Consider the following 20,860-nt stretch of genomic DNA (forward strand, 5'->3'; position numbering starts at 1 on the left):
CAAACCCTCTGTGCTTAATTCAACCAGCCCTTGACCCAATCCATCACGGCGTCACCGGTGGCAGGCTCCTGCCCACCACAGGTGGCACCGGCTGGCGGCTCACTGCCGCGAATATACGGCATCTGTACCGCACCAGGGCAGTTGGCATCCGAACCCTGCCCGGTATGCGGATCGATCCAGGCCTGCACAATGTTGTCCGGCTGAGGCATGTCCAGCGGCAGCGGATCGGCCTTCTTCATAAAGCTGGTCCATACCTGCAAGGCACCGGTTGCACCGGTAAACGGTGTTTTACCGTTGTCATCACGCCCAAGCCAGACCACGGCCAGCAAATCCTGGCTGAACCCTGCGAACCAACTGTCACGGGAATCGTTACTGGTCCCGGTCTTGCCTGCCAGCGCAAGGCTTTTGGGCAAGACGTTATAGACCGAACGCCCGGTACCTTCGCGCATCACATGCTGCATTGCGTTCTGGATCAGGAAAATCGAACCCGGATCGAAACGCTGCTGGATCTGGAACGGATAACGTTTGAGCGGCTCACCCTCTGCGGTCAACACGCTGCGGATACCGCGCATTGGCGTATTGAAGCCGCCATTGGCCAGGGTTTGATACATCGTCGCCACTTCCATCGGGCTCAATGCACCGGCCCCCAGCAACATGGACGGGAATGCCGGGAACTCGCGCTCCACTCCCAGCCGCGCCAGGGTCTTGAGCACATTCGGTACACCGACTTCCTGCCCCAGCCTTACCGTGCCCAAGTTGTAGGAGTTCATCATCGACTGATAGAGGAAAACCGTACCGTGGGAGCGACGGTCATAGTTCTGCGGCTTCCAGACCTGGCCATCAGCCCCTTTGATCGATAACGGTTCATCCGACAGCCAACTGGTTAACGTGTACTGGCTTGGTCGCTCCAGTGCCGTGAGATAGACCGCCGGCTTGATCAGCGAGCCAATCGGCCGCACTGCATCCAGCGCCCGGTTGAAACCTGCATAGCCCGGCGCACGACTGCCGATCAGCGCCTGAACCTCACCGGTTTCAGGGTTGGTCACCACCATCGCGGCCTCAACCTCATCCGAACCCTTGCGCCCGGCCAGGCGCTTGAAGGTCTCTCCCAGCGCCGCTTCGGACTTCATCTGCAGGATCGGGTCGAAGCTGGTGAAAATCCGTAGCCCTTCTTCGGTCAAGTCTTCGTCGCGATAGTCCTCGCGCAGTTGACGCTTGACCAGGTCGAGGAAGCCGGGGAACGAGCTGTCGGCCAGGCTGCCGCGCTTGGTCACACCCAGTGGCATTTTTTTCGCAGCCGCCACTTGCTCGGCAGTGGCAACGCCTTGTTGTTCGAGCAAGTCGAGCACCAGGTTACGCCGCACCAGCGCACGCTCAGGGTAGCGGCGCGGGTTATAGGCCGACGGACCTTTGACCATGCCCACCAGCAACGCCACTTGATGCAGCTTCAGCTCGGCCAGTGGCTGGCTGAAGAAGAACTGGCTGGCCAGACCAAAGCCGTGCACGGCGCGCTGGCCGTCCTGACCGACGAACACCTCATTGAGGTACGCCTCGAGAATCTCGCGCTTGTCGTAATGGAGCTCCAGCAACAGCGCCATCATGGCTTCGGTCAGCTTGCGGCTGAGGCTGCGCTCATTGGTCAGGTAGAAGTTCTTGACCAGTTGCTGGGTCAACGTACTGCCGCCCTGGCGCATTTGCCCGGCCGAGGTATTGACCCACATGGCCCGCGCAATCGACTTCGGCGACACGCCAAAGTGGTGGTAGAAGTCCCGGTCTTCGACGGTGACCAGCGTCTCAAGCAGAAACGGCGGCACCTGGTCGATATTGATCAGGATCCGGTCTTCAAGGTTTTTCGGGTACATGCCGCCGATCAGCAGCGGCTCAAGGCGCACCACAGGCAGCTTGGCACCGTTGGTCGAAGACAGCTCTGCCACATAGTCGCCAGAAAACCTGACCCGCACCGGCTGCGCCTGCTCGGCGCCTTCGTAAAACTGGAAGCCGCGGGTGTTGAGGTCAACGGTGTTGCCATTAACGGCGGCCGCGCCCGGGCCGTTGGCCACGCTTTCACGGCGGTAGCCCAGCGCATCGAGTTCAGTGAGGAAGTCGTTTTTGCTCAGCTTCTGGCCGACGAACAGCTCCAGCGGCCGGGCATACACCTTGGCCGGGATGGTCCAGCGCTTGCCGGAGAACTTCTCCTGAACGATGGCATCCAGATAGACGGCAAAACCTGCCAGCACCACCAGGCCGACCAGGCTGAGCTTGATTGCCCAGCCCAGCCAGGGCCGAAGGCCGCCAGAGGGACGTTTGGAACGGGAACGAGGAGATCGGGTACGAGTCATGGCGCGAGATTATACGCACTTTATTCATGTTCATCATGCGCAGCCCGGCGGTTTGCACTCCCGCTGTCAGCCGCCATAATGGCGCATCGAATATTCCAGACCTTGAAGGATCAACCGTGAGCCAGAACCTGATTGCCGCCCTGCAAAACCCGGACCTTTACCCCCATGAAGTCGAAGGATTTCAGGTTATCGAGACGCATATCTCCTGGGTCATCCTGACAGGGCCATATGCCTACAAATTGAAGAAACCGGTCAATTTCGGCTTTCTTGACTTCACCGAACTCAGTGGCCGCGAGCACTTCTGCAATGAAGAGCTGCGCCTTAACCAGCGCCTGACCGAAGGCCTGTACCTCGACGTGCTGCCGATCACCGGCACCGCCGACGCGCCAGCATTCGGTGGTGAAGGCCCGGCCATTGAATACGCGTTGAAAATGCGCCAGTTCCCGCAAAGCCAGCTGCTGAGCACACTGCAAGCCAATGGCGAGCTGAATGCCGCCCATATCGACGAAATGGCCCAGCAGATCGCGCGCTTTCACACCCAGGCCCCCCAGGTTCCTGCTGCGCACTACCAGGGCACGCCTGAAGCGGTGATGGATCCGGTCCGTCAGAACTTCGAGCAAATTCGCCCGTTCCTTTCGGACAAAGCCGACCTGCTGCAACTGGATGCCCTCCAGGCCTGGGCAGAAGCCAGCTTCACCCGCCTCAAGCCGCTGTTCGAGCAGCGCAAGGCCCAGGGCTTTATCCGCGAATGCCATGGTGACATTCACCTGGGCAATGCCACCATGATTGACGGCAAGGTGGTGATTTTCGATTGCATCGAATTCAACGAACCGTTCCGTTTCACCGACGTATACGCCGATACCGCCTTCCTGGCGATGGACCTCGAAGACCGTGGCCTGAAATGCCTGGCACGCCGTTTCGTCAGCCAGTACCTGGAACTGACCGGCGACTACCAGGGGCTTGAACTGCTGAACTTCTACAAGGCCTACCGCGCCCTGGTGCGTGCCAAGGTCAGCCTGTTCAGCATGCCGGCCGAAGCCAGCCCGGTTCAGCGGGCAGCCACCCTGCGCCAATACCGCAACTACGCCAACCTGGCGGAAAGCTACAGCACAATTCCTTCACGCTTCCTGACCATCACCCACGGCGTTTCTGCTGTCGGTAAAAGCTCGGTAGCCATGCGACTCGTGGAAGCTCTGGGAGCGATTCGCCTGCGCTCAGACGTCATCCGCAAACAGCTGTTCGGCCAGCAAACGGCTGAAAACGCCGTCGGCGATGGCATCTATAACGCTGACGCCAGCGCTGCCACCTACAGCAAGCTGCATGAACTGGCAGGCATCGTGCTGCGCGCGGGCTTCCCGGTAGTGATTGACGCCACTTACCTCAAGCGCGAGCAGCGCGATGCGGCCGCCCAAGTGGCAGAAGCCACTGGCGTGCCTTGCCTGATCCTCGACTGCACAGCCCCGGACGCCGTGATCGAAGGCTGGCTGGCCCATCGCAAATCCGTGGGCACCGACCCGTCTGACGCCACCCTGGAAGTGGTCAAGGCGCAGCAAGCCAGCCGCGAACCGCTGGGAGCCGATGAAATCCTGCGCAGCAAGCGTGTTGAAACCAACAACAGCAAAAGCCTCGACACCCTGATTGCCGACATTCGTCAGCGTTTGCCGGGCCTGTAAAGCCAATCCACGCCGTGAAACCGCAAGGGTTTCACGGCGCCTGTTTGCGCAAAGCCGCCCTCGATCACAAATACGACATCAGATCCGCCGCCCCCGTTTCGCGGTGGATGACGCCTGCTGAGTGGCCTGGGACGCTCTACCCCCTTGGCTCCAAGGGGCTGATTTGCACTTTGCGACAGCCCATTCGCTCAATTCCAGCCCCGCCTTGTTCCAAAACCGACTAACGGACTGCGACTTTCCTGCTGAGCGCTACACTCAATAGAGTCACCACACCCCGTAAACGCTGAGCTCACGCCGTCGCAAGGAGAGCTGATGAACGATGAACTCCAGCATTTGAAGAACCTTGGCAAGACCTCTGCGCAATGGCTGCACGCCGTTGGCATTCACAGTGCCGCGGACTTGAGGCGCCTGGGCGCAGTGGATGCTTACAGGGCGGTCAAGGCCCGCGGTTTCAGAGCCTCCAAAGTACTTTTATATGCGATTGAAGGGGCCCTGCTGGATGTTCACTGGAACGATATTCCTGCCGCGCGCAAAGAGGCGCTCAACCAGCAAGTCGAGCATCTGGCCGCATTGAAAAAAGCCTGACAGGGCGAATTGGCAACGAACACGATGAACGGTAAAAATCAGCTGTTGACATGGAAATGAGAATTGTTATGATTACGCCATCTGGTCGCGAGACCAGTCGATCTTCTGAAAGGCCCTTGGTTCGGACTCTCAGAAAATCTCCTCATCAGGCTAATCACGGTTATTTGACCCGGCTCTTGCCGGGTCTTTTTTTGCCTGTGGAAAAGTGCCAGCCGGGCGACCGGCACTGTTGCTCAGCGAGCAATCACCATCGGGCAGCCCAGCTCGGGGTGCGGCTGCACCAATACATCAAGACCAAACACGGCCTTGAGCTCATCCGGCTGCAGGACCGCCTGCGGGCAACCCAGGGCCCTTGGGCGACCCTGTTCCAGCAAAAGCAGGCGATCACAGTATCGCGCCGCCAGGTTCAGATCATGCAGGATGATCAGCACCGCGGCGCCGCGATCAGCAAACGCCCGAATGGCCTTGAGCGTGGTGTGCTGATGCAAGGGGTCAAGCATCGAAGTGGGTTCATCGAGCAGCAGGGTCTGGCCGTTTTGCCCCGGCCATAATTGCGCCAGCACCCGGGCCAGATGCACCCGCTGACGCTCGCCACCCGATAACGCCAGGTAGCTGCGCCCGGCAAGATGCTCAACATCGGCGGCCTGCAATGCCTCGTGGATGATTTCTGCGTCACGGGTACGACCGGTCTGATGAGGCAGTCGGCCCATGCCCACCACCTCTTCAACACGAAAGGCAAAATCCAGGGTCGAGGTTTGCGGCAGTACAGCCAGGCGCTGCGCCCGCTGCGCGCCCTTCCAGTGGCCCAAAGCCTGCTCATCCAGCCAGACCTGCCCGCCCGTTGGCGCCAGCTCCCCGCACAGTGCCGCCAGCAGGGTGCTTTTGCCCGCGCCATTGGGGCCGAGCACGCCCAGGACTTCCCCCGGCCGTACATCAAGGGTGACATCCGCCAGCACGATTTTCTGATCGCGACGGATCTGCAGGTTTTCCGTACGCAGCATCAGTGGCGGCCTCGCATCAGCAAATAAAGGAAGAAAGGCGCACCGAGAAACGCGGTAACAATCCCGATGGGCAGTTCGGCTGGCGCCAGCGCCAGGCGAGCGATCAAGTCGGCAAACAGCAGCAAGGTCGCCCCCGCCAGTACCGAGGCAGGCAACAGCACCCGGTGATCAGGCCCGGCCAGCAACCGCACCAGATGCGGCACCACCAACCCGATAAAACCGATCATGCCTGCCGCTGCCACCGCAGCCCCCACACCCAGGGCCGTGCAGAACACCAGTTCGCGCTTCAGGCCTTCAACATCGATACCCAGATGACTGGCTTCGGACTCGCCCAGCAACAACGCATTGAGCGCTTTCGCCCGCCGGGGTAGCCACAGGGCGACCCCCGCCGTCACAATCAACAGTGGCCACAAGCGTGCATAGCTGGCGCCATTGAGGCTGCCCAGGTTCCAGAACGTCAGGGTGCGCAAGGTCGCGTCATCGGCGAGATAGGTAAACAAACCCACAGCAGAACCAGCCAAGGCTGTCAGCGCGATGCCCGCAAGCAGCATGACGGCCACATTGGTCTGGCCGTTGCGCCGGCCCAGCCGATACACCAGCGCCGTGACCCCCAAGCCACCAAGAAACGCACACAGCGACAGCAGGTACGGACCAAAAAACTCCGGCAACCCGCCAAAAGCAGCCCCGCCAACAATCGCAATTGCCGCGCCCAGGGCCGCGCCACTGGAGACGCCGACCAACCCGGGGTCGGCCAGCGGGTTGCGAAACAAGCCCTGCATGGCCACACCCGACAGCGCCAGCCCCCCCCCCACCGCCAGGCCCAACAGGGTTCGCGGCAAGCGGATCTGCCCCAGGATCAACTCGGCCTGCTCAAGGCCTTCACCCGCAATCGGCACCCCAACCAGGCGCAGTGCTGCGCGCAAGGTATCAAACAACGGCAGGCTCACCGGCCCCAGCGCCAGCGACAGCCAGATCGACAACAGGCACAACGCGCTCAAGCCAATAAACAACGACCGCGGTTTAACCAGCGTTCTCATTGGCTGGCCGGGGCCGCGGGATAGAACTCAGCCGTCAGCTGCTTCAGGCGCTCGGGCAAACGCGGCCCCAGGCCACCCACCAGCAGCGTCGGGTCGACTTCGTATATACGCCCATTTTTAGCGGCGCGAATAGACGCCAGCACCGGGTTTTCTTTCAGCAGCGCCTTGCGCGCCGCCTCACCGGTCAGGCTACGATCGGCAAATACCAGCACTTCAGGATTGAGCCCCGCCAGTGCTTCCACCGAAAACGGCTTGTAACCGCTGTGGGTGGCCAGGTTGTGCCCACCCGCCTGGGTCAGCAGCCAGTCGGCCGCCGTGTCCTTGCCCGCAATCATCGGCTTACCACCGGCATGGCCCAGCAGCAGCAACACCCCGGGCGCCTGTTGCGTGGCTTGCGCGGCCTTGACCTGCTGTTGATGCTGGTCGAGTTGTTGCTGGTAGTTTTTGAACACCTGTGCGGCCTGGGCCTCGTCCCCGAGCAGGCGGCCCAAATGCTGCAAGTTGCCCTCAAGGCTGGCAAGGTCTGCCTGGGCCGAAAACATCTCTACCGGCACACCGGCACCGCGGATTTGCAACAAAACCGCAGCCGGACCCATTTCTTCAGTGCCGATCAGCACATCCGGTTTCAGGCTCAGCACACCTTCTGCCGAAAGCTGGCGCTGATAGCCGATGCTGGGCAGCGACTTGAGTGATTCAGGGTGCTGGCTGGTGGTATCGACCCCAACCAATTTAGACTCCGCACCCAATACGCTGACCCACTCCGAAAGCGCTCCTCCGGCGCTGACCCAGCGTTGCGGCAATTCGCCAGCCAGGCTGGCATGACTGATCATAAGGCCTGCACAGAACGTAATCAGGCGGGTACTCAGGCGCATACAGAGGCTTTCCTTGAAAAAGAGGGCTCAATGGGACCAAACAATTGTGCCGCGCTGAACACAGCACATCGCAGAGCAAGCTGCCATTTGATAATTGTTTGCATTTGCACGTCAACCTATTAACCCGCTCTACAACGCCACATCTCCATAACCGTTTGGCTGTTATTAAGGATCGCCATGAAGTTTTTATGCCCCTCCCAGGCGCTGGGCGAAGGCGCCAGTCGTGGCTTTGCACTCGATAAGCTGCGCTTGCTGGTGGTTCGCCGTGAGGGCCGGGTGTATGCCTACCAAAACCGCTGCCCCCATCGCGGGGTGGCTCTGGAATGGCAACCCGACCAGTTTCTCGACGCCAGCGCCAGCCTGATCCAGTGTTCGACCCACGCCGCACTGTTTCTGATCGAAAGCGGCGAATGCGTGGCCGGGCCTTGCGCCGGGCAATTTCTGACAGCCCTCGACTGTCATGAAGACAGCCAAGGGATATGGATTACACCACCAACGTCAGAGGATGACGTCTAAACGGCGATCAACCACTACCGCATCAGAGGTCAGGCTGACCCCATAAGCCAGCACCTGCACCCCGGCGGCCACGGCTTCGCGCAGTGCAGCAGCATAGCCCGGGTCGATTTCTTCAGCCGGGCGCACCGCCTCGATCCCCGTCAGGTTGACGCAATACAACTGCACGGCACGCACGCCTTGCCGCGCCAGGGTCGCCAGTTCCCGCAGATGCTTGGCGCCACGCTGGGTCACGGCATCCGGGAATGCGGCAACAGCCGAGCCGTCAAACCCCAGGGTGACACTTTTGACCTCGACATAGGCAAAGCCCTGCGGGTACTCCAGGCGAAAATCGATGCGGCTTTTTTCCTGCCCGTAAGGCACCTCGCGCTTGAGCGCGGTGAAGCCGCTCAGCTCGCTGATCACCCCGGCCAGCAGCGCCTCTTCGATCAAGTGATTGGCACGCCCGGTGTTCACGCACGCCAACCGCCCTTGCGGGGTCTGGCTGATTTCCCAAGTGCCCGGCAACTTGCGCTTGGGGTCATTGGAGCGACTGAACCAGACCTGACCGCCCTCGACCATACAATTGAGCATGGAGCCGGTGTTCGGGCAATGAATGGTGATCAACTCGCCGGTACTGGTTTCGATATCCGCCAAAAAACGCTTGTAGCGCTTGATCAGCCGCCCTTCTTCCAGCTCAGGTGAAAAACGCATCAGCCCTTCCAGCTCTTGAGGCCACGCGCAATCCGCTCAACAGCTTCCTGCAGGCGCGGCAGACTTTGGGTGTAGGCAAAGCGCACATGATGCCCGGACTGGTAACGGCCAAAATCCAGACCCGGCGTAAAGGCTATGTGCTCGGTTTCGAGAAAATGCTGGCAAAACGCAAAGGCATCACCGCCAAACGCGCTGATATCGGCATACAGGTAAAACGCACCTTCGGGCTCTACCGCAATGCCAAAACCAAGCTCGCGCAAAGCCGGTAACAAATAATCACGACGACGCCCGAACTCGGCCCGACGCTCTTCCAGGATGGCCAGGGTCTGCGGTTCGAAGCAGGCCAGTGCAGCGTACTGGGCCATGCTGGGCGCGCTGATATAGAGGTTCTGGGCGAGTTTCTCCAGGTCGGCCACGGCCTCAGGCGGCGCCACCAGCCAGCCCAGGCGCCAGCCGGTCATGCCGAAATACTTGGAAAAACTGTTAAGCACAAACGCGCTGTCATCCACTTCCAGCACACTCGCGGCATCGCAGCCGTAAGTCAGGCCGTGGTAGATCTCATCCACCACCAGGTGCCCGTTGCGGGCCTTGACTGCTGCCGACAACGCCGCCAGTTCGTCACGGCTCAGCGTGGTGCCGGTCGGGTTGGCCGGGGACGCAACCAGTGCCCCTACGCTGTCTTGATTCCAGCAACGCTCAACCAGTTCGGCCGTCAGTTGATAGCGCACATCCGGACCAACGGGCACCAACTGAGCGGCCCCCTCCACCAGACGTAAGAAATGTCGATTACATGGGTAGCCCGGATCCGCTAGTAACCAATGCTTACCCGGATCGACCAGTAGGCTGGAGGCCAGTAACAAGGCTCCAGAACCGCCGGGGGTGATAAGAATTCGCCCAGGATCAATATCCAAGCCATAACGCTGCTGATAAAAACCGGAGATCGCTTCGCGCAGTTCCGGCAGGCCGCGGGCAGCGGTATACCGGGTTTTGCCGGCGGCCAACGCAGCCTGGCCAGCAGCAATGATCGGCTCGGCCGTGGTGAAGTCCGGCTCGCCGATTTCCAGGTGAATCACATCGTGCCCCGCAGCCTGCAACTCGTTGGCTCGCGCCAACAACGCCATCACGTGGAACGGTTCGATTGCGCGGCTGCGCGCACTGTAAGACTGAGCCATGAGCCTGCCTTCCTGGGTAAGCAAAAGGCTGATTCTACCCAAGCAGTGCTATAAGGGAGAGCTAATTACGGTCTTAGCCCGCTTGCCAATAGAACCAAACAACCCGGCCTTTAGTCATAGCTCGACTAAAATTATTAATTAGCCACTAATCTCAAGCACCACAGGCTCTGCACACACACCCTGAGAACGGGCTAGACATGCGGGAGTAGCGCAGCCCGATTTGATCTGGTAAGTTCGCCCGCTTGCAGCCGCAGGGCCGGCAGGTGTCGGTGATGTTGCAATCCTGCGCAATGGATTAGAAGAATGAGAGGCGGTCCATTTCATGCCCACACAAGCAAAGCAACAGAATACTCAACTTAGCGGCTTCGAACCCTACGTTGAAAAGAAGGGTGAAGAGTACATGGGCGAGCCCATGCGCAAGCACTTCACCAAGATTCTGCAAAAGTGGAAACAGGACTTGATGCAGGAAGTCGACCGCACCGTTGATCATATGAAAGACGAAGCGGCAAACTTTCCTGACCCATCCGACCGCGCGAGCCAGGAAGAAGAATTCAGCCTGGAACTGCGCGCCCGCGATCGCGAGCGCAAGCTGATCAAGAAAATCGACAAGACCCTGCAACTGATCGAAGACGAAGAATACGGCTGGTGCGAATCCTGCGGCGTCGAAATCGGTATCCGTCGACTCGAAGCCCGTCCTACTGCCGACATGTGCGTAGACTGCAAGACCTTGGCTGAAATCAAGGAAAAACAAGTCGGCAAGTAATCGCCGGCTTGACCAGATGGGGCGTGCGAACGCCCCATTTTTGTTTCTGAAATTTCAGTGCCCTGCGTGGGAGCGGGCTTGCTCGCGATAGCATTACCGCGCCAATGGTTCAAAACCGGGTTGCCCCATCGCGAGCAAGCCCGCTCCCACAAAAAATCGGCCCACGTCCATGACTGCACCCTCCTACATCGGGCGCTTCGCCCCAACGCCCAGTGGCCACCTGCACTTTGGCTCGCTGGTCGCCGCCCTCGCGTCCTATCTCGATGCCCGATCCGTGGGTGGTCGCTGGCTGCTGCGCATGGAAGACCTCGACCCGCCGCGGGAAATGCCCGGTGCCCAGGCCGCGATCCTGGATGCCCTTGAACGCTATGGCTTTGAATGGGACGGCGAATTGGTCCGTCAAAGCGAACGCTACGAAGCCTACGCGGAAGTACTCAACCGCCTGTTCAGCATGGGCCTGGCGTACGCCTGCACCTGCTCGCGCAAACAGCTGGAAGGCTACAACGGCATTTACCCGGGCTTTTGCCGCAACGCCGGGCACTCGATGGATAACGCCGCCATCCGCATTCGCGTACCCGAACTGGAATATGCCTTCACCGACCGGGTGCAGGGCGAGTTCCGTCAGCACCTGGGGCGGGATGTCGGCGATTTCGTGATTCGCCGCCGTGACGGCCTGTATGCCTACCAACTGGCCGTGGTGCTCGACGATGCCGCCCAAGGGGTGACCGATATCGTGCGCGGCGCCGACCTGCTCGATTCCACGCCACGCCAGTTGTACCTGCAAGAGCTGCTGGGCTTGTCACAACCACGCTACCTGCATGTGCCGCTGATCGTGCAGCCTGATGGCCACAAACTGGGCAAATCCTATCGTTCACCCCCCCTGACCCCGGAGCAGGCCACCCCGCTGCTGCTGCGCGCCCTGCGCACCTTGGGTCAGCGCACTGACGAAAGCCTGAGCGACGCTACCCCGCGTGAGGTTCTGGATTGGGGCATTGCCCACTGGAACGCAGCCAATATCCCACGCACACTCACCCTTGCCGAGGCGCAATTACGCTGACAGCCCTTGCAGGTTGCCAGCCATCCGTTACCATCGCCGCACGTTTTTGGGCATGCGGCCTGTAAAAGTGAGGGCGGGATGTATATCTATCGATTGGTCCTGTTGCTGGTTGTCGGGATCTACCTGTTTTCTCCCGCCATCATGGATTGGTGGATCGATGCGACAGGCGCCTGGTACAGGCCCTATCTGCTCTGGCTGATTCTGATCGTCGTGACCTTTATTCTGCAGAGCCAAAAAGATGCCGATGAGCTTTAGCCTGACCCAGATGATCCTGATCAGCGCCGCCTACCTGCTGGTGCTGTTTGGTGTGGCCTGGATCAGTGAACGCGGCATGATCCCGCGCGCAATCATTCGCCACCCGCTGACTTACACCCTGTCGTTGGGCGTCTACGCCAGTGCCTGGGCGTTCTACGGCACCGTGGGCCTGGCCTACGAATACGGCTACGGTTTTTTATCCAGTTACCTGGGGGTTTCCGGGGCGTTTCTGCTGGCACCGGTGCTGCTCTATCCCATTCTGAAAATCACCCGTACTTATCAGCTGTCGTCACTGGCTGACCTGTTCGCCTTCCGCTTTCGCAGCACCTGGGCCGGTGCGCTGACCACGATTTTCATGCTGATCGGTGTGCTACCGCTGCTGGCCCTGCAAATCCAGGCCGTTGCGGACTCCATCAGCATCCTCACCCGCGAACCCGTGCAACACCGCGTGGCCCTGAGTTTCTGTGCACTGATCACCCTGTTCACGATCTTCTTCGGTTCGCGGCATATCGCCACCCGGGAGAAACATGAAGGGCTGGTGTTCGCCATTGCCTTTGAGTCGGTAATCAAGCTGATCGCCATTGGCGGCGTGGGCCTCTACGCGCTTTATGGTGTGTTCGATGGCCCGCAACAGCTGGAAGTCTGGCTGCTGCAAAACCAGACCGCCCTCGCCGCGCTGCATACGCCTTTGCAAGAAGGGCCGTGGCGCACCCTGCTGCTGGTGTTTTTTGCCTCGGCCATCGTGATGCCGCACATGTATCACATGACCTTTACCGAGAACCTCAACCCGCGCGGGCTGGTCAGCGCCAGCTGGGGCCTGCCGCTGTTCCTGCTGCTGATGAGCCTGGCCGTGCCGCTGATCCTGTGGGCCGGCCTCAAGCTGGGCGCCACCACCAACCCCGAGTACTTCACCCTCGGCATCGGCATTGCCGCCAACAGCAAACCCCTGGCGCTACTGGCCTATGTGGGCGGGCTATCGGCCTCCAGCGGGCTGATTATCGTCACCACCCTGGCGCTGTCGGGCATGGCCCTCAACCACCTGGTACTGCCGCTTTATCAGCCACCCGCCGAAGGCAATATCTACCGCTGGCTGAAGTGGACGCGCCGCGCCCTGATCGTTGCCATCATCATGGCCGGCTACGGCTTCTACCTGCTGCTGGGCGCCGAGCAGGATCTGGCCAACCTCGGTATCGTGGCCTTTGTTGCCACCTTGCAGTTTTTGCCGGGCGTGCTCTCGGTGCTGTACTGGCCGACTGCCAACCGCCGCGGCTTTATTGCCGGCTTGCTGGCAGGCATCACGGTATGGATGGCGAGCATGCTGTTCCCGCTGATCGGCAACTTCCAGGGGTTCTATATCCCGTGGCTGAACATGATCTATGTGCTGGACGATACCAGCTGGCACATGGCAGCCATCGCCTCGCTGGCGGCCAACGTGCTGATGTTCACCCTGATTTCCCTGTTCACCAACGCCAGCCCCGAAGAGGCCAGTGCCGCCGAAGCCTGCGCGGTGGACAACGTGCGCCGTCCGCAGCGGCGTGAGTTGCACGCGGCGTCCCCGCAGGAGTTCGCCACCCAGCTGGCCAAGCCCCTGGGGGCCAAGGCCGCGCAAAAAGAAGTCGAGCAAGCGCTGCGTGACCTGTTCCTGCCGTTCGATGAGCGTCGCCCTTACGCCTTGCGCCGTCTGCGAGACCGGATCGAAGCCAACCTTTCCGGCTTGATGGGCCCCAGCGTCGCACAGGACATGGTCGAAACGTTTTTGCCCTACAAGTCCGGCGGCGAAAACTATGTGACCGAAGACATTCACTTTATTGAAAGCCGGCTTGAGGACTACCACTCGCGCCTCACCGGGCTGGCAGCCGAACTGGATGCCTTGCGTCGTTATCACCGCCAGACCCTTCAAGAGTTGCCGATGGGCGTGTGTTCGCTGGCCAAGGATCAAGAGATCCTGATGTGGAACAAGGCCATGGAAGAGTTGACCGGCATCCCGGCCCAGCGCGTGGTGGGCTCACGCCTGAGCACCCTGGGCGATCCCTGGCGCGAACTGCTGCAAGGCTTTATCGACCTGCCCGACGAACATTTGCACAAGCAGCACCTGGCCCTCGACGGCCAGACCCGCTGGCTCAACCTGCACAAGGCGGCGATTGACGAGCCACTGGCGCCGGGCAACAGCGGCCTGGTACTGCTGGTTGAAGACCTGACCGAAACCCAGATGCTCGAAGACAAACTGGTGCACTCCGAGCGTCTGGCCAGCATCGGTCGACTGGCGGCAGGCGTGGCCCATGAAATCGGCAACCCGGTCACCGGGATTGCCTGCCTGGCGCAAAACCTGCGCGAAGAACGGGAAAACGACGGCGAACTGACAGAAATCAGCAGCCAGATCCTTGAACAGACCAAGCGCATCTCGCGCATCGTCCAGTCCTTGATGAGCTTCGCCCATGCCGGCAGCCACCAGCACAATGACGAGCCCGTGTGTCTGGCCGAAGTGGCCCAGGATGCCATTGGCCTGCTGGCCCTGAACCGGCGCAATTTCGAAGTGCAGTTCTACAACCTCTGCGACCCGGACCATTGGGTCGACGGCGACCCGCAGCGGCTCGCCCAGGTGCTCATCAACCTGCTGTCCAACGCGCGTGATGCGTCGCCTGCGGGCAGTGCCGTGCGGGTCAAGAGCGAGGCCAACGAGCACACCGTCGACCTTATTGTCGAAGACGAAGGCACAGGTATTCCAAAGAGCATCATGGACCGCTTGTTCGAACCGTTTTTCACCACCAAGGACCCTGGCGAAGGCACCGGTCTGGGCCTTGCACTGGTCTATTCCATCGTTGAAGAGCATTATGGACAAATCACCATCGACAGCCCGGCTGACATTCACAGCCAACGCGGAACCCGTATCCGGGTGACACTACCGCGTCATGTCGAAGCGACGTCCGCTGTGAACTGAGACCGTCGAGAGAACCGAATCAATGCCGCATATTTTGATCGTCGAAGATGAAACCATCATCCGCTCCGCACTACGCCGTTTACTGGAGCGCAATCAGTACCAGGTCAGCGAGGCTGGCTCGGTGCAAGAAGCACAGGAGCGTTTCAGCATCCCCTCGTTTGACCTGATCGTCAGTGACCTGCGCTTGCCGGGCGCACCGGGTACCGAGCTGATCAAGCTGGGCCAGGGCAAGCCGGTGCTGATCATGACCAGCTATGCCAGCCTGCGCTCGGCCGTGGACTCGATGAAAATGGGCGCGGTGGACTACATCGCCAAGCCCTTTGACCACGACGAGATGCTGCAAGCGGTGGCGCGCATCCTGCGCGATCGGCAAAACGCCCAGAGCGCCCCGGTCGAACGCCCGGTCAAGGCTGGCAGCGCCGACAAGAACACGGTGGACAACAGCAACGGTGAAATCGGCATCATCGGCTCCTGCCCACCGATGCTGGATATGTACAGCAAGATCCGCAAGGTGGCGCCTACCGACTCCAATGTGCTGATCCAGGGTGAGTCCGGCACCGGTAAAGAGCTGGTGGCCCGCGCCCTGCACAACCTGTCGCGACGGGCCAAGGCCCCCATGATTTCGGTCAACTGCGCGGCCATCCCCGAGTCCCTGATCGAGTCCGAACTGTTCGGCCACGAAAAAGGCGCGTTTACCGGCGCCAGCGCGGGCCGGGCCGGCCTGGTCGAGGCTGCCGATGGCGGCACGCTGTTCCTTGATGAAATCGGCGAACTGCCCCTTGAAGCCCAGGCCCGCCTGCTGCGCGTGCTGCAGGAAGGCGAGATTCGTCGCGTAGGCTCGGTGCAGTCGCAAAAGGTCGATGTACGCCTGATTGCCGCGACTCACCGTGACCTCAAGAGCCTGGCCAAAGTGGGCCAGTTCCGTGAGGACTTGTACTACCGCCTGCACGTTATTGCCCTCAAGCTGCCGGCCTTGCGCGAGCGTGGCGCCGACGTCAATGAAATCGCCAACGCCTTCCTTGCCCGCCAGAGTGCCCGCATCGGCCGTACCGACCTCAAGTTCGCCCCCGATGCCGAACGTGCGATCAGCCATTACTCATGGCCGGGTAACGTGCGCGAGCTGGAAAACGCGGTCGAGCGTGCGGTGATCCTGTGCGAAAGCCCGGAAATCTCGGCAGAACTGCTGGGTATCGACATTGAACTGAGCGACCTGCAAGACGATGACTTTATCGGCCTGGCCCCGCAGCAGGGTATCGGCAACGGTAACACCAGCCTGGACCCTACCGAGGACCTGTCACTGGAAGACTACTTCCAGCACTTCGTACTTGAGCATCAGGACCACATGACCGAGACCGAACTGGCCCGCAAACTGGGGGTCAGCCGCAAATGCCTGTGGGAACGGCGCCAGCGCCTGGGCATTCCGCGACGCAAAACCGGCGTGCCGAGCGAAGGCTAGGTAACACACAGTTTTGTGAAAAAACTGTTACCTGCGTTAAAAGACGTAACAAAAGCCGGGTCTTACGGTAACGATGACCCGGCTTTTTTTTGCCCCGGAAAAGGTAAAAACCCTGAAAACCCCATGTTTTGCGGGGCCGCGCAAAAGTTGGCACGCACCCTGCAATATGTATTCGTACAAGAACAATAAGAATCACAGCAGCACACAATAAAAATAAGACGTATCGGCTCACGCATAACAAGAACAACACGGCGGAGGCGCAGCTAACTGATTGTTTTGGAGAGGCGTTGTAAATGGGGCTAGCCCCACGACCAGGCAGAGAACAACAAAAACTGCACTTAAAGCAGAGCCTGAACTGGTTGGATCATTGATCACATCAACACAGCGACCAAAGCAATCCGTTTGCTCTTATCTCCCGATTGGGAGGGTTGTACAGGCAAGACCTATGCAACCAGGGCGATTAACAAAAACAAAAAGCCCGCAACCAATAATAAAAATAGAGCACGCAACTAATTCTGGGGGAGCTTCGGCTCCCCTTGTGGTTTCTGCGATTTAACAATTCCTGTCTAGCTCGCACCTCTTGGCGCTTTTTCAGCTTGCCGCTTGCAGCTTCGCTCGCAAGAGCGGCTCACTGTCCTACACCATCCCCTGACTAAATGCTAGAATCCCCGCCCATCATGCGGTCATTCTTCGTTTTGGCCGAACATTCCTTCAAACAGTGCATCCCATGCTGAAGAAGCTGTTCCAGTCATTCCGTTCTCCCAAGCGTCGTACGCAACAACTGCGCAGCACCCCTGAAGTGCTCAACAGCAGCCAACACTCGCTGCAACGTGCCCAGTTCAGCCGCTACGCGGTCAATATCGTCGAACGCCTGCAGAACGCCGGTTACCAGGCCTATCTGGTCGGCGGTTGCGTACGCGACATGCTGCTCAATATCACGCCAAAAGACTTTGACGTCGCCACCAGCGCCACGCCCGAGCAAGTGCGCGCCGAATTTCGCAATGCGCGAATCATCGGTCGTCGTTTCAAGTTGGTGCATATCCACTTTGGCCGCGAAATCATTGAAGTTGCGACCTTCCGTGCCAATCACCCGCAAAACGACGAAGAGGAAGACAGCAACCAGTCCTCGCGTAACGAAAGCGGGCGTATCCTGCGCGATAACGTCTACGGCACCCTTGAAGAAGACGCCCAGCGTCGTGACTTCACGATCAATGCCCTGTACTACGACCCGGTCAGCGAGCGCATCCTCGATTACGCCAATGGCGTACACGATATCCGCAACCGCTTGCTGCGCCTGATCGGCGACCCGCAACAGCGCTACCAGGAAGACCCGGTACGCATGCTGCGCGCCGTGCGCTTTGCCGCCAAACTCAACTTTGGCATCGAAAAGCACACCGCCGAGCCGATCCGCGAACTGGCGCCAATGCTGCGCGAAATCCCGTCAGCCCGGCTATTTGAAGAAGTCCTCAAGCTGTTCCTCTCGGGTAACGCTTCTGACACCTTCGAAATGCTGGTTGACCTCGAGTTGTTCGATCCGCTGTTCCCGGCCAGCGCCGAAGCACTGGAGCACAACCCGACCTACACCCACACCCTGATCAGCGAAGCCTTGCGCAACACTGATCTGCGCATCAAACAGGGCAAACCGGTAACCCCGGCCTTCCTGTTTGCCGCCCTGTTGTGGCCCGCGCTGCCTGCCCGTGTATTGCGCCTGCAAGATCAAGGCATGCCGCCGATTCCTGCCATGCAGGAAGCCGCCCATGAACTGATCGCCGAACAATGCCAGCGCATTGCTATTCCCAAGCGTTTCACCATGCCGATCCGCGAGATCTGGGACATGCAGGAACGCCTGCCGCGCCGCAGTGGCAAACGCGCCGACATGCTGCTCGACAACCCGCGCTTCCGTGCTGGCTACGACTTCCTGCTGTTGCGTGAAAGCGCCGGCGAGCAGACCAACGGCCTGGGCGAATGGTGGACCGACTATCAGGACGCCAATGACAGCGGTCGCCGCGAGATGATTCGCGACCTGAGCAACGCCAAGGATGACGGCAGCGGCCCGGCACCGCGCAAACGTCGCCGCACCGGCGGTGCCAAACGCAAGCGCAGTGCGGCAGCGGACGAGTAAGCGATGGAACGTGTCTACATTGGCATGGGCAGCAACCTGGCTGACCCGGCCGATCAGTTGCGCAGTGCAGTCCAGGCGCTTGCGCAATTGCCTGGCTGCCGATTCGTCGGGGTTTCAGCGTTCTACCAAAGCGACTCGCTGCTGCCAGGGCAACCGCGCTACACCAATGCCGTGGCAGCCATCGACAGCAGCCTCGCACCGCTGGACTTGCTCGACGCGCTGCAAGCCATCGAGCTGGATCAGGGCCGCGAACGCCACGAACGCTGGGGCCCGCGCACGCTGGACCTGGACATCCTGCTGTTCGGCGATCGCCTGATTGACGAACCCCGCCTCAAGGTCCCGCATTACCACATGCACGCTCGCCCTTTTGTGCTCTACCCGCTGGCCGAACTGGCGCCAGCATCGCTGGAACTCGCCGATGGCCGCACGCTCGCGCAATTGCTGAACGACTGCCCCTTCATCGGCCTTGAGCGCATCGCTTGCTGAGCTGAAACGAATCAATACCCGGGTAACACCTTCACGGTAACACCCGGAATTGACTTCCAGTGCCCTCGTCACGACTATAGGCATCCCGCTGCCATCCACAGGATGGTGCAAAGTGAAAAGCAGGCTTTATAAGCGCCCTCTATAAAGGTGTGCCTGCTCATAACGATGAATCACGCGCGTGACTCGCAGTGCCTACCACACTGCCTGACGAGGATCCTTTTCATGCCAGCTATTACCCTGACCACCCTGCAAAGCCTTAAGCAAAAAGGTGAAAAAATCACCATGCTGACGTGCTACGACGCCACCTTCGCCCACGCCTGCAATCAGGCCGGTGTTGAAGTGCTACTGGTGGGCGACTCCCTGGGCATGGTTCTACAAGGGCATGACAGCACACTGCCTGTGACGACCGCCGACATGGCCTACCATGTGGCCTGCGTCAAACGCGGTAACCAGGACGCCCTGATCCTCGCGGACATGGCCTTCATGGCCAACGCCACCCTGGAACAAAGCCTGAACAACAGCGCCGTGCTGATGAAGGCCGGTGCGCATATGGTCAAGGTCGAAGGCGCCGTGTGGCTGGCCGAGTCGATCCGGGCCATGACCGAACGCGGCATCCCCGTGTGTGCGCACATGGGCCTGACCCCGCAGACCGTGAATGTGCTGGGTGGTTACAAGGTACAAGGGCGCAACGAAAACCAGGCCCGCCAGATGCGCGCCGATGCCATTGCCCTGGAGCAGGCAGGCGCCGCCATGCTGCTGCTGGAATGCGTGCCGAGCGAACTGGCCAAAGAGATTACCCACGCGGTCAAGATCCCGGTCATCGGCATTGGCGCCGGCAGCGACACCGACGGCCAGGTCCTGGTACTGCACGATATGCTGGGCCTTTCGCTGACTGGCCGCGTGCCCAAGTTCGTGAAAAACTTCATGACCGGCCAGCCCGACATCCAGTCCGCCCTGCGCGCGTACGTCAGCGAAGTCAAAGCCGTCAGCTTTCCTGCTACCGAACACGGATTCTCTGCATGAACACAGTTAAAACCGTTCGCGAACTGCGCGCCGTCATCGCCCGCGCCCGCCGCGAAGGCAAACAGATCGCGCTGGTGCCAACCATGGGCAACCTGCACAGCGGTCACGCCGCACTGGTGACCACCGCCGCACAACAAGCCGATTTTGTGGTGGCGAGCATTTTCGTCAACCCGCTGCAGTTTGGCGCCAACGAAGACCTCGATACCTACCCGCGCACCCTCGCTGCCGATCAGGAAAGACTTCTGCAGGCAGGCTGCGACTTGCTGTTCGCCCCCACCGTTGAAGAGATGTACCCCAACGGCATGGATGGCCTGACCCGGGTGACCGCAGCCCAACTGAGCAATGAACTGTGCGGCAGCCGTCGCCCCGGGCATTTTGATGGCGTGACCACTGTGGTCAGCAAGCTGTTCAATATGGTTCAGCCGGATCTGGCGATCTTCGGGCAAAAAGACTACCAACAGCTGGCAGTCATTCGTGCAATGGTCAACGATCTCAACTTCCCGATCCAGATCATCAGCGAACCCACCGTGCGTGCTGAAGATGGCCTGGCCCTGTCCTCGCGCAATGGTTACCTGAGCGATGAGCAGCGTGCCCTGGCACCCGCCCTGTATCGCCACCTGAGCGAAATGGCCTGCGCCATCGAAGCCGGTGAGCGCGATTACCCGGCCCTGGTGCGCCAGCATCTGGCGCAAATCGAAGCCCTCGGCTTTCGCCCGGACTACCTGGAAGTACGCCAGGGGCAAACCCTGCTCCCGGCACAAGCCACCGATCGCGACATCGTGATTCTGGTGGCGGCCTTCCTGGGCGCCACCCGTTTGATCGACAACGTACATCTGAATCTCGACAGCGCGCTCTGACAGAGTCGCCTGTGCGGA

The 20,860-nt window shown here is 60.3% G+C and carries 17 protein-coding genes and 1 pseudogene; 12 read left to right on the forward strand and 6 right to left on the reverse strand.

The genetic code is table 11. The features are described 5' to 3' along the window. Nucleotides 1–14: 14 nt before the first annotated feature. Entirely contained in the window at nucleotides 15–2,339 is a 2,325-nt protein-coding gene (gene mrcB, locus BLU25_RS10865; protein WP_016783411.1) for a penicillin-binding protein 1B, read from the reverse strand. Between the two features lie 116 nt (nucleotides 2,340–2,455). Here mrcB and BLU25_RS10870 point away from each other — a divergent pair, with 116 nt between their 5' ends. Both BLU25_RS10870 and BLU25_RS10875 read left to right on the forward strand, forming a co-directional pair. Next, nucleotides 2,456–4,012, forward strand: a complete 1,557-nt coding sequence (locus BLU25_RS10870) for a bifunctional aminoglycoside phosphotransferase/ATP-binding protein (protein ID WP_016783412.1) — start codon at nucleotides 2,456–2,458, stop codon at nucleotides 4,010–4,012. A 312-nt stretch (nucleotides 4,013–4,324) separates the two neighbouring features. Continuing rightward, a complete protein-coding gene (locus tag BLU25_RS10875) occupies nucleotides 4,325–4,597 on the forward strand; it encodes a TfoX/Sxy family protein (protein WP_016783413.1) in 273 nt (90 codons plus the stop codon). Between the two features lie 233 nt (nucleotides 4,598–4,830). Here the strand turns inward: BLU25_RS10875 and BLU25_RS10880 are convergent. The 3 genes and pseudogenes from BLU25_RS10880 to BLU25_RS10890 all read right to left on the reverse strand — a co-directional run. Beyond that, a pseudogene (locus BLU25_RS10880) lies at nucleotides 4,831–5,550 on the reverse strand (heme ABC transporter ATP-binding protein); the annotation flags it as partial. 47 nt (nucleotides 5,551–5,597) lie between these two features. After that, nucleotides 5,598–6,581 (reverse strand): FecCD family ABC transporter permease, encoded by a 984-nt coding sequence (locus tag BLU25_RS10885; RefSeq protein ID WP_172832041.1) that lies wholly within the window; start codon nucleotides 6,579–6,581, stop codon nucleotides 5,598–5,600. A gap of 50 nt (nucleotides 6,582–6,631) precedes the next feature. Next, nucleotides 6,632–7,507, reverse strand: a complete 876-nt coding sequence (locus BLU25_RS10890) for a heme/hemin ABC transporter substrate-binding protein (protein WP_016783415.1) — start codon at nucleotides 7,505–7,507, stop codon at nucleotides 6,632–6,634. A gap of 177 nt (nucleotides 7,508–7,684) precedes the next feature. Here BLU25_RS10890 and BLU25_RS10895 point away from each other — a divergent pair, with 177 nt between their 5' ends. Further along, nucleotides 7,685–8,023 carry a Rieske (2Fe-2S) protein gene (locus BLU25_RS10895; protein ID WP_016783416.1) on the forward strand — a complete coding sequence of 113 codons (339 nt, stop codon included), beginning with the start codon at nucleotides 7,685–7,687 and terminating at the stop codon, nucleotides 8,021–8,023. Here the strand turns inward: BLU25_RS10895 and sfsA are convergent. Further along, the gene (gene sfsA, locus BLU25_RS10900) at nucleotides 8,006–8,713 is read right to left on the reverse strand and encodes a DNA/RNA nuclease SfsA (protein ID WP_016783417.1); all 708 of its coding nucleotides are present in this window, start codon (nucleotides 8,711–8,713) and stop codon (nucleotides 8,006–8,008) included. The genes BLU25_RS10895 and sfsA overlap by 18 nt on opposite strands. Further along, entirely contained in the window at nucleotides 8,713–9,885 is a 1,173-nt protein-coding gene (locus BLU25_RS10905) for a pyridoxal phosphate-dependent aminotransferase (protein WP_016783418.1), read from the reverse strand. The genes sfsA and BLU25_RS10905 overlap by 1 nt, the downstream gene beginning before the upstream one ends. Before the next feature lie 322 nt (nucleotides 9,886–10,207). Between BLU25_RS10905 and dksA the strand changes: the two genes are divergently transcribed. From dksA to panC, 9 genes are all read left to right on the forward strand, one after another. Next, on the forward strand, nucleotides 10,208–10,648 hold the full coding sequence (dksA, locus tag BLU25_RS10910; protein ID WP_016783419.1) for an RNA polymerase-binding protein DksA: 441 nt from the start codon (nucleotides 10,208–10,210) through the stop codon (nucleotides 10,646–10,648). Between the two features lie 169 nt (nucleotides 10,649–10,817). Next, entirely contained in the window at nucleotides 10,818–11,705 is an 888-nt protein-coding gene (gluQRS, locus tag BLU25_RS10915; RefSeq protein WP_016783420.1) for a tRNA glutamyl-Q(34) synthetase GluQRS, read from the forward strand. 6 nt (nucleotides 11,706–11,711) lie between these two features. Beyond that, entirely contained in the window at nucleotides 11,712–11,960 is a 249-nt protein-coding gene (locus BLU25_RS23415; RefSeq protein ID WP_169716037.1) for an Asp23/Gls24 family envelope stress response protein, read from the forward strand. After that, nucleotides 11,944–14,898, forward strand: a complete 2,955-nt coding sequence (locus tag BLU25_RS10920; RefSeq protein ID WP_029611719.1) for a sensor histidine kinase — start codon at nucleotides 11,944–11,946, stop codon at nucleotides 14,896–14,898. Before BLU25_RS23415 ends, BLU25_RS10920 begins: the two co-directional genes overlap by 17 nt. Before the next feature lie 22 nt (nucleotides 14,899–14,920). Then, nucleotides 14,921–16,354 carry a sigma-54-dependent transcriptional regulator gene (locus BLU25_RS10925; protein ID WP_016783422.1) on the forward strand — a complete coding sequence of 478 codons (1,434 nt, stop codon included), beginning with the start codon at nucleotides 14,921–14,923 and terminating at the stop codon, nucleotides 16,352–16,354. 727 nt (nucleotides 16,355–17,081) lie between these two features. Then, nucleotides 17,082–18,476 (forward strand): polynucleotide adenylyltransferase PcnB, encoded by a 1,395-nt coding sequence (locus BLU25_RS10930; protein ID WP_016783423.1) that lies wholly within the window; start codon nucleotides 17,082–17,084, stop codon nucleotides 18,474–18,476. A gap of 3 nt (nucleotides 18,477–18,479) precedes the next feature. Beyond that, on the forward strand, nucleotides 18,480–18,962 hold the full coding sequence (folK, locus tag BLU25_RS10935; RefSeq protein WP_016783424.1) for a 2-amino-4-hydroxy-6-hydroxymethyldihydropteridine diphosphokinase: 483 nt from the start codon (nucleotides 18,480–18,482) through the stop codon (nucleotides 18,960–18,962). Between the two features lie 222 nt (nucleotides 18,963–19,184). Next, nucleotides 19,185–19,985, forward strand: a complete 801-nt coding sequence (gene panB / locus BLU25_RS10940; RefSeq protein WP_016783425.1) for a 3-methyl-2-oxobutanoate hydroxymethyltransferase — start codon at nucleotides 19,185–19,187, stop codon at nucleotides 19,983–19,985. Beyond that, complete coding sequence (gene panC / locus BLU25_RS10945; protein WP_016783426.1) at nucleotides 19,982–20,842, forward strand: pantoate--beta-alanine ligase; 861 nt, start codon at nucleotides 19,982–19,984, stop codon at nucleotides 20,840–20,842. The genes panB and panC overlap by 4 nt, the downstream gene beginning before the upstream one ends. Nucleotides 20,843–20,860 lie beyond the last annotated feature (18 nt).

This window comes from Pseudomonas fragi, assembly GCF_900105835.1.
Taxonomy (GTDB): domain Bacteria; phylum Pseudomonadota; class Gammaproteobacteria; order Pseudomonadales; family Pseudomonadaceae; genus Aquipseudomonas; species Aquipseudomonas fragi.